The following is a 14,921-nucleotide window of genomic DNA, read 5'->3' as shown; positions in this document are numbered from 1 at the left end:
CGCCAAGGAACTGGGACATCCTGACCTCGCGGACATGCTCGAGGCCTATCGAGCAGCCGCCCAGCAACTCGCCGCCCTCGAGATGAACTGGCTCGGCCGACCGGGCGACGACCGTGAGGTGCTGACCGAGCGCGCGGTGATCGGCACCATCCTCGGCGACGCCCTCCTCACCGCCACCCGCCGAGAAGCCCAAAAACAAGCCTCAGCCACCCACTTCCCCCACCACTAATCCCCTGACGTCCGAATCCGCGCGGGGCCTGCCCCACAGTTCTTCGGACGCAACGGGACTGGGTCAGCCGACTCGTTGGAGGGCCTTCTCGCGGCGGGTCGCCACCGTGGAACCCGATTCGCGGCGCGCCATCCGGCGGAGTACCGCGGGCGCTATCAGCAGGCCGAGTACCGCCCAGACACCCAGCACAGCAACGGTTTCCCAGTGCCGCCAGGAATCACCGATCTCCACACCGACCGCGGCATCCGGCAGGAGCGCAGACCGCATTCCCAGGCCGAGCCAGTAGATCGGCGTGAGTTGGGCGATCCATTCGAGCCAGGTCGGCAGGGCGGTGATCGGGTAGAAGATGCCCGAGATCCCGATCAGGCCCAGCACGGGCAACTGCACCAGTCCCTGCGCCCGCGCACTGGGGAACACCGAGCCGAGGATCGCGCCGATCGGCAGCGTCGCGACCAGACCGAGGAGCAACACCCAGCTCAGCGTCAGCCACGAGCCGAGAGTGCCCGCGACCAGGCCGTCGATGATGAACAGCGCGGGGATCAACAGGATCGCGAGGTCGGCGATCAGCCCGCCGGCCACCGAGACGACCTTGCCGATCAGGTAGCCCTGCACACCGTTCGGGGTCGCCTTGGCGCGGAGCAGGGTGCCATCCTCGCGATCGGCCGTGAGTTGCTGGCTCATGCTCACCATGCCCATCGCGGCGTTCATGCCGAGGATGCTGGGCAGCGCGAGCGTGCCGAGCAGGAACCCGGTCGCGCCGAACTCCCGGTCTCGCAGGAAGAACAACACCACCAACATCAGCACCGGCCAGAGGAAATGGCCGAACAGGTCCGCGCCGTTGGTGAACGACTGGCGCAACTCGATCAACCCGCGACGCCAGCCGATCCGGATCACGGCCGTCTTCATGGGACCAGCTCCTGTCGCACCAGGGAGAGATAGGTGTCCTCCAGCGAGGCCCGGCGAACCTCCAGTTCGCCGACGCCTTCGCCGTACCGGGTGAAGAGTTGGCGGACGAAGGCGGTGGACTCGGTGGTCGCCTCGCAGTACCGGCGGCCGTCCAGTGTCCAGCGCACCTCGTCCTTGCCTGCGATCTGTCGGGTCAGCTCGTCGGCCGAACCGACGGCGATGATCCGTCCGGCGGAGAGGATCATGATCCGGTCGGCGAGCTTGCTGGCTTCGTCCAGGTCGTGCGTGGTCAGCAGGATCGTGGTCCGGTGCTCGGCGGCGAGGCGACGAACCAGTTCATGGAACTCGTACCGGGCGGCCGGGTCGAAGCCGGTGGTCGGCTCGTCCAGGAACAGGAGTTCGGGCCGGCCGACAAGGCCGATCGCGACGTCCAGCCGACGACGCTGCCCACCGGACAAGGTCTTGATCTTCTGGCCGGCGTGGTTCGTCAGACCGACAGCCGCGAGCAGCTCGTCGGCATCCCAGGGCCGTGGCACCTCGGACGTCGAGTACGCCGCGTAGTGGCTGCCGAGATGCGCAAGGAGTTCGCGCACCCGCCATTTGCCGTGATCCCGCCAGGACTGCAACACGACGCCGACCCGTGCCCGCCACTGCTCATCGCCCTCCGCGGGATCGACGCCCAGTACTTCGGCTCGCCCGGCCGACCGCATCCGGAAGCCCTCGAGAATCTCGATCGTGGTCGTCTTGCCGGCGCCGTTCGGTCCGAGCACCGCGAGCACCTCGCCGGGCCACACCTGGAACGTCACGTCGTGCAGTGCATCGGTGTCGCCGTACCGCATCCGCAGCCCGTCGACCTCGATCACAGCATCATCAACCTTCAGCATGCCTTGAACGCTATGTTGCGTTTCCTATCTCGGCAACGCTCACTAACGGTCTCCGTCCTTGATTTGCAGGAGATCTATCTGACTCAGTGCAACGAGGATGAAGCTGAATGCAACAACAGAGCTCGCCACCGTTGCAATGTCCTGGCGATGAACGCACACTGGACTCCGACTGACGACCAGACCGGGGAGGAAAGATGCCGGGCGGCAGGCTGACGCAGGAGGACCGCTGGCTGATCTCCGCCGGCATCGCGGAGGGCGCCGGGTACGCCGAGATCGCCAGGCGGCTGGATCGTCCGACCTCCACCGTCAGCCGCGAGATCGCGCGCAACGGTGGTCCCGGCGGCTACCGCGCCGAGCACGCCCACCAGGCGACCGGCTACCGCGCCCGCCGCCGCAAACTGACCTCCGGCCCCGGACCGTCAGCCGAGGTGGATTCACACAGCCGGGAGGTGCGCGACTTCGCCGAGCGGTTCGCCCGGACGATGGTCGACAACGGTCTGCCGCGGATGGCCTCGCGGGTGCTCGCCCGGTTGTACCTCACCGACTCGCGCAGTCTCACGGCCGCGGAACTGGTTCGTCAGTTGCGGGTCAGCCCGGCCTCGATTTCGAAGGCGATCGGCTACCTGGAACAGCTGGAACTGGTCGAGCGCCGACCCGATCCGCGCGGGCGCTTCGAGCATTACGTGATCGCCGAGGATGTCTGGTTCCGCACCTGGATCGCGAGCGCACGGGCGAACGCCAGCTGGGCCGAGGTGGGTCGGGAGGGAGCCGAGCTCTTCGGCATCTCCACACCGGCCGGGGCCCGGCTGGAGCAGATGGCTCGGTTCTTCGCTCAACTCAGCGAGGACATGGCCGGCGGTCCCACCGCGGCGGCCGCCGACGACGCGATGACGGTCTTCGCCGCCCTGGTCCATGCCGGCTCGCGTTTGACAGCAGAGCAACTCGCCACCGCCCTGGACTGGCCGCTCGGCCGGGTCGCCAAGGCACTCGCGGACGGCGAGTCGTACGCCGCCTTCACCGACCCGATCAGCCTCGACCGCCCCACTCCCGACACCTACACCCTCGCCGCCACCCCCGGCCGCCTCACCCCCGCCCAACGCCACTCACTCGAGACCGTCGCCGAACTCAGCTGGGGACGCCCGGCCCGCGTTTCACCATGAGACGTGGTCCGGCCACGGATGCAGCCCCGCCGGATACTCGTGGCCGTGGGCAACTGTCCAGCCGACCGATCCGACCAGGAGCGCTGCAGTGAGGTCGAAGGCGTTCAGGCTGTCGCCGTCGCCCGCGGCGAGGTTGGCGACGTGCCCACCGGCGAACAACAGTACTTCGCTTCCGTCGACCGAGTGACTCGTCACCGCCGGGATCACCGTCTTGCCGTTGCCCAAGGCATCAAGGTCGATCTCTTCCGCGGAGTGACCGGCGTTGACGAGGAGACAGCCGTCCTTGAGCCCGGCGATCACCTCGGACGAGATCGCTCCGACCCGCCCGGTCGCGGTGACGACGAGATCGGCTCGCGGTACTACGTCCTGGATCGCGCCGACGCCGAAGCCGTCGTACGACGCGACTGTTGCCCGGGCGAGATCCAGCTCTGCTACCAGGACCTGGGCTCCGTGGTCGCGCGCAGTACGGGCCAGGCCGGCACCGACTTCGCCGTACCCGATCACTGCGACGGTGAGGCCGTGTAGCGAGAGTTGCGTGCGACTGAGGACCGTCTGCCACGTACTCGTGCCGACTGCGAACCTGTTGTGCAGTTGGTTCTTCAGCGGCACACTGTCGAGGTCGAACACCGGATGCGTCAGCCCAACGGCGGCCACCCGATTGAGGCCGGTCCGCGTGACCTCGACGCCGGCGCGGATGCCCGCATAACCTTCTTGAGCAGCCCGTACGACGACGTCGCCGCCCATCTCCAACGTATGGGACGGCAGCCAGGCGACACAGTCCTCCACAGTGGTGACGGGGATTCCGTTGTCCTGCAGCAGGTCCACGACGTCGGGGCGCGTGGTCGCCGGGTCCGCCGGATGCACGATCACCTCGGCACCGGCGCGCTGGAAGCCGTCGATGGCGATCGCCATCTTGAGATCAACATGAGCGGTCAACGCGAGCCTCACCCTTTGCAGCGAAGGCAAATTCGCCGAGGCCGCGGCAGTCTTCACCATCCAGCGCCGCGCCCACTCCATCCGCTCATCCAGCCCAACCCCTTGCCACGCAGTACTCGGTAGTCTCACCCGACCCATGATGCCGCGCTCAGCGCAGTACGAGGGCTCGGAGGAGGTGGGTGGTGAGGTGGCCGTTGGCGAGGCCGAGCTCGACCAGGTCGTCGAAGACCCGTTGGTCTGCCGCGGCCGCGCGGATCCCTGCGTCGAGGACCGGGCCCGACCGGCTCATGCGTCCCGCGAGTGCCGTGTGGCGGAAGTGCTTGCCGAGCGTTCGCCCCACCATCCGCCGGTACTGCGAACCGGCGTCGCCCGCGTTCCCCGCGCGGATCGCCATCGCGGCAGCCCGTCCCGCCAGCAAGCCGGTCGCAACCGCGTAGTAGATCCCCTCGCCCGTCATCGGATTCACCAGCCCGGCGGCGTCCCCGGCGAGCAACACCCGCCCACCTTGCGGTCGCCACGACCAGGTCGACAACGGCAAATGATGTGCGCGCCAATCCGAACCACCCTCACCGGCACCAGGCAACAGCTCCTCCAACTGCGCAAGGAGCTCCACCCGGGTCGGGTGCGGCCGAGCCGTCGACAACGCCTCGCCATACCCCACGTTGGACAACCCGTCGCCCCGGTCGAAGGACCACGCGTACGACGGCTGCCGCGCCAGCCCGAACACGATCACCTGACGGGCCACGCGATCCACCGGCGTCGGGGCATACCCACGCAACGCCAGCGCAGTGGGACCACTCCGGCCACCGACAGCACGCCGTACGACGGACTGCGCCCCGTCGGCACCAACCACCACCTTGGCAGCAAGCGAATCGTCCAGCAGCACGGAATCGCGGTGAACCGCCAACCCACGCACCCGATGCCGGACCAACGCGGCTCCGGCGTTCTGGGCTGCTTCGACGAGCCTGTGATCGAAGAGTCTGCGCGGCACCACCCACGCATCACGCTCCATCTCGCGGTCAACGGCCAAACCACCACGCTGCAGCGACAGACGCCGTACCGGCCGACGGTCGTCCAGGATCCCGGTAACGCCGACACCAGCCAGCAAGTCGAGCACCTGCGGGGCGATCCCGTCACCACACGGCTTGTCCCGCGGAAAGTCCTGCCGATCCAGCAACGCCACGGACAACCCCGGCTCAGCCGCCAACGCCCCCAATGCCACTCCAACCCCAGCCGGCCCCGCACCGACCACCGCCAGATCCCACACCACCTTCACCTCCCCAGTGTCCCCCTTGCGTCCGAAGAACTGGAGGGACGTCGCTCCAGTTCTTCGGACGCAAGGGGGAACCAGAGCTAGCGCTCGGGGCGGCGGCCGGGACGGTGAGGTCGCCGGGACGGAGGGACGGCCGGGACGCGGCGAGAGCGGGGAGCCCGGCGGTCGGCGTGGCCAGTGCCCTCCCACGGAGTGATCTCCCGCGGCTCGTCCAGGTCGACCACCTTCAACGGCGGAGGAGTGAAGGTCGGCACCGGCTCGGCAGGCTCCTCCTCGACCGGGATCTCGACCCGCACCGGCTTGGCCCGAGCAGCCGCCTCCTTGCTCGCCTGCGGCTTGGGCGCCGCGGCAACAGCGAAGGCGGCGACCGGCGGGTGCGGCACTTTCTTCGGCCGGTGCGGCCAGTGCGTCTTGACGTCGATGCCGAGAGCACCGATCAGGTTGCCGACCACAACAACTGTCACGGCCACCGCCACCACGGTGCAGGCCGCGAACAGGATCGACCGCCCACCAGCACCCCAGTCAGACGGCCCCGTACGGCGCATCGCGGCGATCATCGCCACCATCACGACGTTGGTGACGCCGACGGCAACGGTCGCCGCCACCGTCCAGACCAGCACCCGCCGCTCCAGCTCGACATCATCCGCAGCAGCGACAAGCCCGGCGATCAGCCCCGCGAGCACCGGCACCGTATAGACCGCCGCAAGCGCCAGCCCCGGGCTCGCGACCAGGTAGAAGACGTCGAAGACCAACGCCGTCAGGGTCAGGGCCGCGGCGAAGCAGACCACCATCGGCGGGTAGGCCCGCACGATGGCCGCCGCGTCCGCCGGCAGCGTCCTGTACATCCGGTAGGGCAAAGCACCTTCTCCGTCGTTCGAAGCTGTGTTCTCCCATTCTGCAGGTACCCGGCACGCTCCGTGAGAACCGACCCACGCTCAGGCAGCGGCGGGCATCGGGCTCAGCTTGTCGCGCAGGTCGTCGAGGATCCGGCGCAGTACCCGCGACACCTGCATCTGGCTGACGCCGATGTCCTTGCCGATCTCAGACTGCGTCCAGCCCTCGATGAACCGCAACTGCAGGATCCGGCGCTCCCGCGGATCGAGATCCTCCAGCACCGGCTGCAGCATGTCGACGGTCTCGAGCTGGTCGATCGAGTGGTCCGCGGCGTCGGCGACCACGTCGGCCAGGGTGAGATCGGCGTCCAGGTCAGCCGGCCGATCCAGCGAGAGCACGTTGAAGCAGCCCTTCGCCGCCATCGCCTGCTCGACCTCCTCCGCGTCCACGCCGAGATGCTCGGCGATCTCGGCCGGTGTCGGCTCGCGGTTGAACTGCTGCTCCAGCAGCGGCACCTTCGCGGCGATCATGCCCTGCAACTCCTGCAGCCGGCGCGGGATCCGGACGGTCCAGGCACAGTCGCGGAAGTAGCGTTTCACCTCGCCCCGGATGGTCGGGATGGCGAACCCGATGAACGGGGTCTCGGCATCCAGCCGGTAGTGGTGGGCCGCCTTCACCAGGCCCAGGGAGGCGACCTGCTCGAGATCGTCGGCCTCGGCGCCGCGACCGCGGAACCGGCGCGCGATGCCCTTGGCCATTTCGAGGTTGAGTTCGACGATCTCCTCGAGCAACTGCTGCCGCTCGGCTTCGTCGGTACTCCGGGCCCGCTGCTCGAGGAGCTCCCGGGTGACGGCTTCGCGGGCGGCCCGATCGGCCGCGGACGAGCACTGGGTGGGGACGGTCGGGCTGAGGGTATTCATCATGGGTATGACCTCGCGACGTGAGTCACGGCGTGGCACATCTCTGAACCACGGTCATTGCCTGTCCCAGCCCGTACCCACGACAGCCCGACTCATGCGCCCGTCAAAGCCGAATGCGGTAAATCACTGCCCCTACCGCGAGAACAACCACTCCTACGAGCACGGATGACGCGGGCAGGGCGAAGGCGAGCGTGAGGCAACCGACCAGACCGATCACCGGTACTCCGCGCGGCGGTCGTCCCTCGTCCGGCCGGAGGGTCCACGCCGACGCGTTCGCGATCGCGTAGTACAGGAGGACTCCGAAGGACGAGAAACCGATGGCCCCGCGGACATCGGTGGTCGCAGCCAGTACGGCGACCACGCCGCCGACCGCGAGCTCCGCCCGATGCGGCACGTGGAATCGTGGATGGATCGAGGCCAACCCGCTAGGCAGGTGATGGTCACGCGCCATCGCGAGCGTTGTCCGGGAGACTCCGAGGATCAGCGCGAGCAGTGATCCCAGGGCCGCGATCGCCGCACCGATCCGAACAGCCGGCACGAGAGCGGGAACCCCGGCAACTCGTACCGCCTCCGCCAGCGGATCGACGGAATCGCCCAACCGGGTGGGTCCGAGGATCACCAGGACCGCGACGGCCACCGCGACGTACGTGACCAAGGTGATCGTCAACGCGAGCGGTACAGCACGAGGGATCGTGCGTTCGGGGTCACGGACCTCCTCGCCGAGGGTCGCGATCCTCGCGTAGCCGGCGAAGGCGAAGAACAACAGTCCCGCTGCCTGCAGTACTCCTCCGACGGTCGCGTCGTTGCCGATCTCCAGCCGTGAGACCTGGGCACGGTCGGCGGTCAGGCAGACGACGACCACTACGGCCAGCACGAGCAGTACGACAGTGACGATGAGCTGCGTGAGCCAGGCAGCCTTCTGTACACCGAAGTAGTTCAGCGCGGTGAGAGCCACGACGGCTGCGACCGCGACTGCGTGCGCCTGGTCGGGCCAGAGGTACGACCCAACAGTCAGGGCCATCGCGGCACAGGAGGCCGTCTTGCCGACCACGAACGCCCAGCCCGCGAGATATCCCCAGAACGGCCCGAGCCGCTCCCGGCCGTAGACGTAGGTGCCACCCGATTGCGGGTACCGCGCGGCGAGCCGGGCCGACGAGGTCGCGTTGCAATAGGCAACGATCGCGGCGACCCCGAGCCCGAGCAGCAGCCCGGACCCGGCGACCTCGGCCGCGGGAGCGAAGGCGGCGAACACCCCCGCACCGATCATCGCCCCGAGTCCGACGACGACGGCGTCCTTGAGGCCCAATTGCCTTCGCAGCTCCTGCACAGAGGCAGTCGATCACAGGAATGGGTACAGGGGAGGTATGACCGAGAACGAGCGCCTGATCCATGCCTCCGTCGAAGACGTGTTCGCGATCCTCACCGACGGCTGGACGTACGCCGCTTGGGTGGTCGGGGCGTCCCGGGTTCGTGATGTCGAGGCTGGTTGGCCGCAGCCGGGACACAGCATTCACCACTCGGTCGGTGTCTGGCCGCTCGTGATCGACGACACCACGACGGTCACGCAGTACGAGCCCTTGCGCTTCCTGCAACTGCGGGCTCGCGCCTGGCCGACCGGGGAGGGCGAGATCGAGTTCGTCGCGACGGACCGGGGCGGGCAGTGCGACCTGGTGATGCGCGAGGTCGCCGTGCAGGGGCCGGCCTCGATGGTCCCGGATGCGTTGATCGAGCCGCTGCTGCGACTCCGCAACCTCGAGACCCTCAAACGGCTCGCTCTCCTGGCCGAGGGGCGCGCGGGCTCCAAGGGCTGACCAAGCAGAAGGCGCGCATCCACAGGGATGCGCGCCTTCCGAACAGCTTGCGGAGCTCAGGCCTTCTTCGCGATTCCGGCCATCAGGATCCGCTGGTACGGCTGCAGATCCTCGGGGGCCGACACGTCCGACTCCGGGTCCTCGGGGAACCAGCGGGCCAGGAAGTCCAGGCCGGGCGGAATCAGCGGCAGACCCAGGAAGTGCTCCTCGATCCGCTCCGGCGTCCGGATCCAGCCGTTGCCCAGGCTCTCCAGGCCGGCCTGCTCCATCGCCTTCTGCAGCGGCTCACCGGTGTCGACGAAGTCGGTGATGAACAGGTAGCTGCCCGGAGCCAGCGCGTCGACCAACGTCCGGACCCACTCGTCCGGCTGCTCGTCGTCGTGGAAGTGCATGTGGATGCCGACGATCATCAGCGCGATCGGCCGGCTGAAGTCCAGGTGCTCCTGGATCTCCTTGTTCTCCAGAATGCCCTTCGGCTCCCGCAGGTCCGCCGTCACGACGGTGGTGCTGGCGTTCGTCGCCAGCAGCGCCCGGCCGTGCGCGAGCACGATCGGGTCGACGTCGACGTAGACCACCTTCGCGTCGGGATTGATCTCCTGCGCCGCCTGATGGGTGTTCTTCTGGGTCGGCAGGCCGCTGCCGATGTCCAGGAACTGGTCGATCCCCGCAGTTCGCACCAGGTACTGCACGCCCTTGACCAGCGCGTCGCGGTTCTCGATCGCGCACCGGCCGGCGTCCGGAACGTATTTCAGGTAAGTCGCGGCGCCCTCTCGGTCAGCAGCGAAATTGTCCTTGCCACCGAGCAATGCGTCATAGACGCGCGCGATGGTCGGTTGGGAAGTGTCGAACTCCGGAGGTGCTTCCGGGCCGTCGGGAGTCGCCATCGGCGCAGCCTTTGTGTTGTAGGGAATCTTCGTCGTCATCGTAGTGCATTTCCATACCAGTCGACGCCTGGATCAGCCCCTGCGGGAGTGTCTCCCAGGCAATTCTCAGGACGTCACCGGAATGACTGATCAATCAACTACGCAAGCCCTTTCCGGGTTACGCCCGGCTTGTCCTGACGTAGTCGATCCATCTTGTTCTCCAGTGCCGATCAGACCGCTCGACCGACATCCCGCAGTACTGATCAGATCATCGCCGTCAGGCGATCGCACAGCATCTGCCGGCCGTTCTTACACAGACCTGACCCAGCCGGCGCCGATCCCGTACCGCGTGTCGCTGGACCGGACCTTTCCCCGTCCGCACGGGCCCCAATCTCCTCACCCAGGGCGACGAAACCAGGCTCCCCAACAGGCGTTTGACCACACAGTGTTATGGACCGGACACGAGGGCCTCCAACGTGTACGATGCAAATGCAAGCCCAAATGCACGTGCATATGCCAAAGACGTACGGAAGGTGCAGCTGATGACTGCTGTCTACAACGGCATGCCCGGCGACGCGATGAGCGAGCTGACCTGGCGGAAGAGTCAGCGGAGTGGCCCCAACGGCAACTGCGTAGAGGTAGCGAAGCTGCCGGACGGCGGCGTGGCGATGCGAAACTCGCGTCACACCGACGGACCGGCACTGGTCTTCACCAAGGCTGAGATCCAGGCATTCCTCGGCGGCGTTCACGACGGCGAGTTCGAAGACCTCGCCTAGAGAATCGAGAAGGCAAGAGGCCCCTTCACCAGGCGAGTGGTGAAGGGGCCTCTTAACGTCCCGGCAGCATCCCGTCGCGGCATCCGGGCATGACAAAGGCCGGCCTTCAAAGAAGGACCGGCCTCAGCACACAGGGGTACTACGGAGCTGCTGGTCGCCGCTCGTGGTTCGGCTACTGCAAGGCGATGTGGTTCGGCTACTGCACGGTGAGCGGCCAGAGCTGCTCGTTCGGCAGCTCGGAGGCGCCGGCCGTGGCGGCGTTGTCCACGGTGATGCGCAGTCCGGTGAACTTGGGCGTCATCACCCGCTGGTAGCGCGAAGCCCGGTCCGGCTCGGCGACATACTCGGCGATCAGGTGATCGCCCAACCAGATCCGCACCATTTTCCGGCCTCCTGCTCGATGGGTGTTCATGGCGCCAGGCTCACGATCGGATCGCCGTCGAGTTGGCGAACGCCGCGCAACCAGCCCTCGAAGGCCCAGCGCTGCTGCTCGGGGCAGCGCGCCACCAGTTCCTGGATCTCCCGCTCGGTCAACTCGTCGGGCGCACGGCCACCGGTGTACTCGGCGCTGTACTCGACGGGCTCGCTGTCGTGGGTGCTCATCGACTCGGGTTCCCCAACCAGTCATGCCGGCAGCTGCTGCTACCGGACGGGGCCATTGGACCGGTCTGCTGATTCACGCGATGTCACTTTTTGCGAGATTCAGCTCACCTTCTGTGCATGAAGCAATCATGGCGGTCGCACGATACGAATGCAAGCGCCCGATGCACGTGCATCCGCACGTTTTTGAGTTGTGACCTCCGGAGCGACCGTTCACGCCTGAAAACAGTCCCCGGGCCCACCCGGACGGGCTCGACACACCCCACTTCAACCCCTCAAATGTCAAGACAAATCGACACCCGCCCTGGTCGCCCACAGCCAGCCGCATCACTGTCCGTCACCGGCCGGCCGAGGCGTCGGTGGAGGTCGGCGGCCGGCCTCCCGACAGAGGCGCTGGGGGTGCTAGGACATATGTAAGAACTTCGACAGATTGGCGCTACGTCATGAGATGATCTGTCCGGGTGGGCAGACCCGCCGTGAGTACGAGCTGGGGCGTCGGAGGTGAGTGTGACGGAGTCGGGCGCGCAAAGCGGGCCGACAGCTCTTCGCATCATTCTCGGCGCGCACCTGCGCCGGATGCGTGACGCCGCCGGAATCAGCCGCTCGGACGCGGGGTGGGAAATCCGTTCGTCGGAATCCAAGGTCAGCCGGATGGAACTCGGCCGGGTCGGGTTCAAGGAACGTGACGTCGCCGATCTGCTCAAGCTTTACGGTCTCGACGACGGCGAGGAGCGCGAGCGCCTGCTGGCGCTCGCCCGCGAGGCGAACAACCCCGGCTGGTGGCACCGCTTCGGCGACGTGCTGCCGAGCTGGTTCCACTCCTATCTGGGCCTCGAGGCCGCCGCGCAGCTGATCCGTACTTATGAGCTGCAGTTCGTGCCGGGCCTGTTGCAGACCCCGGAGTACGTGCGGGCGGTCGTGCAGCTCGGCCGCGGCCTGATCCCCGCCGAAGAGGTGGAGCGCCGCGTCTCGCTGCGGATCAACCGTCAGGAAGCCCTGACCCGGCCGAACCCGGTCCGTCTGTGGGCCGTCGTCGACGAGTCCGTACTACGCCGCCCGATCGGCGGCAGCAAGGCGATGCGGCTCCAGCTGGAGGCGTTGATCGAGGCGACCCACCTGCAGAACGTCACGCTGCAGATCATGCCGTTCTCCTCCGGTGGTCACGCCGCGACCGGTGGCGCCTACAGCATCCTGCGTTTCCCGGAGCAGGACCTGCCGGACATCGTCTACATCGAGCACCTCACCAGTGCGCTCTACCTGGACAAGCTCGAGGACCTCGACCAGTACACCGCGACGATGGAGGCGCTCTGCGTGGCCGCTCCCCCGCCGAGCCGCACCCGCGACCACATCGCCCGCATCCTGAAGGAATTCGACTGAGCAGCTAGGCGTTGGCGGTGATCCACTCGAGGAACGGGGTGGTGGCGCGCCAGTCCTCCCGGATCTGCGTGGTGAGTTCGGCCGAGTGGATCACCGGTTCGAAGCCGTAGGACTTCGACAGCGTCATCGACTTGTGCCGGAGCAGGTGGATCCGCGGGTGCTCGGCGTCGTACCCGCGTGGGCTGGTCTTGAGTTGGTCGCCGCCGAGGGTCCAGCCATCGGTCTGTAGATCCGCGAGCAGCTTGTCGAGTTCAGAACCACGCCGCTCCTCGTCGATCGCAGTACGGATCCTGGCCAGCCGGTCCGCCGGCGCCTCGTAGAACCCCGCGCCGACGCGGACGCCCGGCGCCGCGAGCTCGACGTACCAGCCCGTCGACGGACCGCACGGGATGAAGGCGCCCTGATGGGTCTTGTACGGCGTCTTGTCCTTGGCGAACCGGACATCGCGATACGGGCGAAACACCTTCGCCGCGCCGAACTCCTCCTCGAGCGCGGTCAGCAGCGCGATCATCGGCTTCCGGACGGACTCCTCGTACACGCTCTTGTGCTCGGACCAGAAGGTCTTGCTGTTGTCCATCTCCAGATCGTCGTAGAAGTCCAGCGCAGCGGCGGAAAACCCGGTGAAGCTCATAGGCCCACGATAGTCAGCAGTCAGTGGAACGTGTCGATGACCGAGACGACGCCACCGGAGCTCGAGGCATAGAGGCGCCGTCCGTCGGCGCTGATCGCCAACCCCATCGGGCCGTCCCAAGACTTCAGCCGGTCGACCACTTTGTCCGTCTCGGCGTCGATGACCGCGACGTCGCCGGTGCCGACCGAGGCGTAGATCCGGGTGCCGTCCGGGCTGGAGACCAGGTCGAACGGCACGCCGCCGACGTCGATCGCGGGGCCCGCTGCCCGCATGGTCTTCACGTCAACCACGGACAGGCTTTCCGACCTGAAGTTGGCCAGGTACAGCTTCTCGTCCGCATGACCGAGGGCCTGAGCAATGTGCTGGGTGCCGTGAGCTGCCGGTGCTCCGATGATCTTCCGGGTCCCGGTGTCGATGGTCCACACCCGGTTGGGGCTGCCCAGCACGTACATCCGCCGCCCGTCCGCGCTCGGCAGAAGTCTGTACGCACCAGGGATGACTAAAGTTGTTCCAAGCAACTTTCTGCTGGTGGTACTAACAATGGACACCCCTGCCGATGTCGCCACGTACAGCTCGTCGGCCCGCTGGGCAAAAGCGAGGTCGTTGGGTGACTGGCTCGGGATGACGCTGCCGTCCAGCTTCCCGCTTCCAGCGTTGACAACTGCGACGCCGTCACCGGTCGCGACGTACACGAGCCGCCCGTCGGGGCTGACGATCACCGGCAGGCCGTAGTCGGTGAGTAACAGCGGATCGTCGTCCGGGATCGCAATGATCCCGCCCTCCTGTTTGTTGTCTCTGGTCGTGATCACCGCCAGGCCACCGATGCTTCCCCGGTTGACGAACACCCGGTCGCCGAGCGGGCTGGCGGCGAGATCACCGGCGAAGCCGCCAACGGCGATCCGAGTGCCATACGGTCCCGAGCGTGCGGCGACCGTGCCGCCGACCGAAGCCGGGATCAGCACGGAGACGGCGGCAACCACGGCCACCAACAACCTGCGCCGTGGTCTGCCCACCGGGATCTGGTGACGGCGCACCCGGAGCGCCGCGGCGATCAGAAGCAGGATCAGCGAGCAGCCGAAGGCAATGCCCCGCCACGCGCCGGGAGTGACGAACGTCCACGTGACAATGGTTGCCGATAGCCCCAGACCGCAGGCGGACCAGCCGATCAGGACGAAGGCGGCGATCCGGTCCGGTAGCAGGAACAAGGTGACGATCGGCACGCTGAAGGCGAGCACCAGCAGGACCAGGAACGCCAGGGCCAGCGAGTCGAGCACTCTGTCCTGGTCGAAGATCCGCTGCTCCGCAAGAACCGCTCGCTGCTGAGAGACGAGTGCCAGCGAACCGGTGGTCGCGGCAATGAAGACCAACCAGACCAGCGGGTCCCGCAGCGATCGCCACCTGACCACGACCAGGCGGCGGAGCGCGAGCAGAGCGAAGCTGCCCGCGGCAGCCAGCGCGAGATGCCCGAGCAGCTCGATGAAGTACCCCTCGCTGACGGACCCCCGGTGGATCCATTCGCTGCCGAAGAACAACAGCCCCCAGATCGACCCCAGTGATGCTCCCACCAGCACGCCTGGGCTGCCGCGCACCGCGAACACGGCTGCTGCCGCCGCGAGCACGATGAGACCGAAGACGTAGTACGGCAATGTCCGCCAGGGACCACCATCGAAAAGATTCGTACTGAAGATGGCCTCCTGCAGCACACCGCCGATCAGGAGTAG

17 protein-coding genes are annotated in these 14,921 nt (G+C 67.3%); 5 read left to right on the top strand and 12 right to left on the bottom strand.

The window, feature by feature from the left end:
- Positions 1–229, top strand: a 229-nt coding sequence (locus tag VFG33_RS01710; protein WP_414672914.1) for a hypothetical protein, incomplete at its 5' end; no start/stop codon positions are given.
- A 63-nt stretch (positions 230–292) separates the two neighbouring features.
- Here VFG33_RS01710 and VFG33_RS01705 read toward each other — a convergent pair.
- Together VFG33_RS01705 and VFG33_RS01700 are read right to left on the bottom strand one after the other, a co-directional pair.
- Positions 293–1,135: an ABC transporter permease gene (locus tag VFG33_RS01705; RefSeq protein WP_325021607.1), complete on the bottom strand. Its 843-nt coding sequence runs from the start codon at positions 1,133–1,135 to the stop codon at positions 293–295.
- Positions 1,132–2,019, bottom strand: coding sequence for an ABC transporter ATP-binding protein (locus VFG33_RS01700; protein WP_325021604.1), 888 nt, complete (start codon positions 2,017–2,019; stop codon positions 1,132–1,134). Before VFG33_RS01700 ends, VFG33_RS01705 begins: the two co-directional genes overlap by 4 nt.
- Before the next feature lie 194 nt (positions 2,020–2,213).
- Here VFG33_RS01700 and VFG33_RS01695 point away from each other — a divergent pair, with 194 nt between their 5' ends.
- Positions 2,214–3,179, top strand: a complete 966-nt coding sequence (locus VFG33_RS01695) for a GbsR/MarR family transcriptional regulator (protein WP_325021602.1) — start codon at positions 2,214–2,216, stop codon at positions 3,177–3,179.
- On the opposite strand, the gene VFG33_RS01690 is transcribed toward VFG33_RS01695, so the two are convergent.
- The 5 genes from VFG33_RS01690 to VFG33_RS01670 all read right to left on the bottom strand — a co-directional run bounded on the left by VFG33_RS01690 (position 3,171) and on the right by VFG33_RS01670 (position 8,469).
- Positions 3,171–4,244: an NAD(P)-dependent oxidoreductase gene (locus VFG33_RS01690; RefSeq protein ID WP_325021600.1), complete on the bottom strand. Its 1,074-nt coding sequence runs from the start codon at positions 4,242–4,244 to the stop codon at positions 3,171–3,173. The genes VFG33_RS01695 and VFG33_RS01690 overlap by 9 nt on opposite strands.
- 19 nt (positions 4,245–4,263) lie before the next feature.
- Positions 4,264–5,391: a geranylgeranyl reductase family protein gene (locus VFG33_RS01685; RefSeq protein ID WP_325021598.1), complete on the bottom strand. Its 1,128-nt coding sequence runs from the start codon at positions 5,389–5,391 to the stop codon at positions 4,264–4,266.
- A gap of 77 nt (positions 5,392–5,468) precedes the next feature.
- A complete protein-coding gene (locus tag VFG33_RS01680; RefSeq protein WP_325021595.1) occupies positions 5,469–6,233 on the bottom strand; it encodes a DUF2231 domain-containing protein in 765 nt (254 codons plus the stop codon).
- Positions 6,234–6,323: 90 nt separating this feature from the next.
- Positions 6,324–7,145 (bottom strand): SigB/SigF/SigG family RNA polymerase sigma factor, encoded by an 822-nt coding sequence (locus tag VFG33_RS01675; RefSeq protein ID WP_325021593.1) that lies wholly within the window; start codon positions 7,143–7,145, stop codon positions 6,324–6,326.
- Between the two features lie 100 nt (positions 7,146–7,245).
- Entirely contained in the window at positions 7,246–8,469 is a 1,224-nt protein-coding gene (locus VFG33_RS01670) for an APC family permease (protein WP_325021591.1), read from the bottom strand.
- Positions 8,470–8,506: 37 nt separating this feature from the next.
- Here VFG33_RS01670 and VFG33_RS01665 point away from each other — a divergent pair, with 37 nt between their 5' ends.
- Positions 8,507–8,953, top strand: coding sequence for an SRPBCC family protein (locus tag VFG33_RS01665; protein WP_325021590.1), 447 nt, complete (start codon positions 8,507–8,509; stop codon positions 8,951–8,953).
- Positions 8,954–9,009: 56 nt separating this feature from the next.
- On the opposite strand, the gene VFG33_RS01660 is transcribed toward VFG33_RS01665, so the two are convergent.
- The gene (locus VFG33_RS01660) at positions 9,010–9,876 is read right to left on the bottom strand and encodes an SAM-dependent methyltransferase (RefSeq protein WP_325021588.1); all 867 of its coding nucleotides are present in this window, start codon (positions 9,874–9,876) and stop codon (positions 9,010–9,012) included.
- 482 nt (positions 9,877–10,358) lie between these two features.
- On the opposite strand from VFG33_RS01660, the gene VFG33_RS01655 reads away from it, so the two are divergent.
- A complete protein-coding gene (locus VFG33_RS01655; RefSeq protein WP_325021586.1) occupies positions 10,359–10,592 on the top strand; it encodes a DUF397 domain-containing protein in 234 nt (77 codons plus the stop codon).
- A gap of 196 nt (positions 10,593–10,788) precedes the next feature.
- Here the strand turns inward: VFG33_RS01655 and VFG33_RS01650 are convergent, their stop codons facing one another.
- Positions 10,789–10,974: a hypothetical protein gene (locus tag VFG33_RS01650; RefSeq protein ID WP_325021585.1), complete on the bottom strand. Its 186-nt coding sequence runs from the start codon at positions 10,972–10,974 to the stop codon at positions 10,789–10,791.
- Between the two features lie 26 nt (positions 10,975–11,000).
- Positions 11,001–11,195, bottom strand: coding sequence for a hypothetical protein (locus VFG33_RS01645; protein WP_325021583.1), 195 nt, complete (start codon positions 11,193–11,195; stop codon positions 11,001–11,003).
- Between the two features lie 504 nt (positions 11,196–11,699).
- Between VFG33_RS01645 and VFG33_RS01640 the strand changes: the two genes are divergently transcribed.
- Positions 11,700–12,569: a Sco1979 family transcriptional regulator gene (locus VFG33_RS01640; RefSeq protein ID WP_325021608.1), complete on the top strand. Its 870-nt coding sequence runs from the start codon at positions 11,700–11,702 to the stop codon at positions 12,567–12,569.
- A 4-nt stretch (positions 12,570–12,573) separates the two neighbouring features.
- On the opposite strand, the gene VFG33_RS01635 is transcribed toward VFG33_RS01640, so the two are convergent.
- Both VFG33_RS01635 and VFG33_RS01630 read right to left on the bottom strand, forming a co-directional pair.
- Positions 12,574–13,200 carry a DUF2461 domain-containing protein gene (locus VFG33_RS01635; RefSeq protein WP_325021581.1) on the bottom strand — a complete coding sequence of 209 codons (627 nt, stop codon included), beginning with the start codon at positions 13,198–13,200 and terminating at the stop codon, positions 12,574–12,576.
- A gap of 20 nt (positions 13,201–13,220) precedes the next feature.
- A partial coding sequence (locus VFG33_RS01630) for a YncE family protein (protein ID WP_325021579.1) occupies positions 13,221–14,921 on the bottom strand: 1,701 nt, incomplete at its 5' end.

Source organism: Kribbella sp. (genome assembly GCF_035687465.1).
Taxonomy (GTDB): Bacteria; Actinomycetota; Actinomycetes; order Propionibacteriales; family Kribbellaceae; genus Kribbella.
This window is presented reverse-complemented; position numbering and strand designations above follow the sequence as displayed.

Bases quoted from the DNA above. Each gene is read 5' to 3' on its own strand.
- VFG33_RS01650 (WP_325021585.1), bottom strand. From the start codon at position 10,974: ATGGTGCGGATCTGGTTGGGCGATCACCTGATCGCCGAGTATGTCGCC.
- VFG33_RS01665 (WP_325021590.1), top strand. From the start codon at position 8,507: ATGACCGAGAACGAGCGCCTGATCCATGCCTCCGTCGAAGACGTGTTC.
- VFG33_RS01700 (WP_325021604.1), bottom strand. From the start codon at position 2,019: ATGCTGAAGGTTGATGATGCTGTGATCGAGGTCGACGGGCTGCGGATG.
- VFG33_RS01675 (WP_325021593.1), bottom strand. From the start codon at position 7,145: ATGATGAATACCCTCAGCCCGACCGTCCCCACCCAGTGCTCGTCCGCG.
- VFG33_RS01695 (WP_325021602.1), top strand. From the start codon at position 2,214: ATGCCGGGCGGCAGGCTGACGCAGGAGGACCGCTGGCTGATCTCCGCC.
- VFG33_RS01705 (WP_325021607.1), bottom strand. From the start codon at position 1,135: ATGAAGACGGCCGTGATCCGGATCGGCTGGCGTCGCGGGTTGATCGAG.
- VFG33_RS01655 (WP_325021586.1), top strand. From the start codon at position 10,359: ATGACTGCTGTCTACAACGGCATGCCCGGCGACGCGATGAGCGAGCTG.
- VFG33_RS01680 (WP_325021595.1), bottom strand. From the start codon at position 6,233: ATGTACAGGACGCTGCCGGCGGACGCGGCGGCCATCGTGCGGGCCTAC.
- VFG33_RS01635 (WP_325021581.1), bottom strand. From the start codon at position 13,200: ATGAGCTTCACCGGGTTTTCCGCCGCTGCGCTGGACTTCTACGACGAT.
- VFG33_RS01660 (WP_325021588.1), bottom strand. From the start codon at position 9,876: ATGACGACGAAGATTCCCTACAACACAAAGGCTGCGCCGATGGCGACT.
- VFG33_RS01645 (WP_325021583.1), bottom strand. From the start codon at position 11,195: ATGAGCACCCACGACAGCGAGCCCGTCGAGTACAGCGCCGAGTACACC.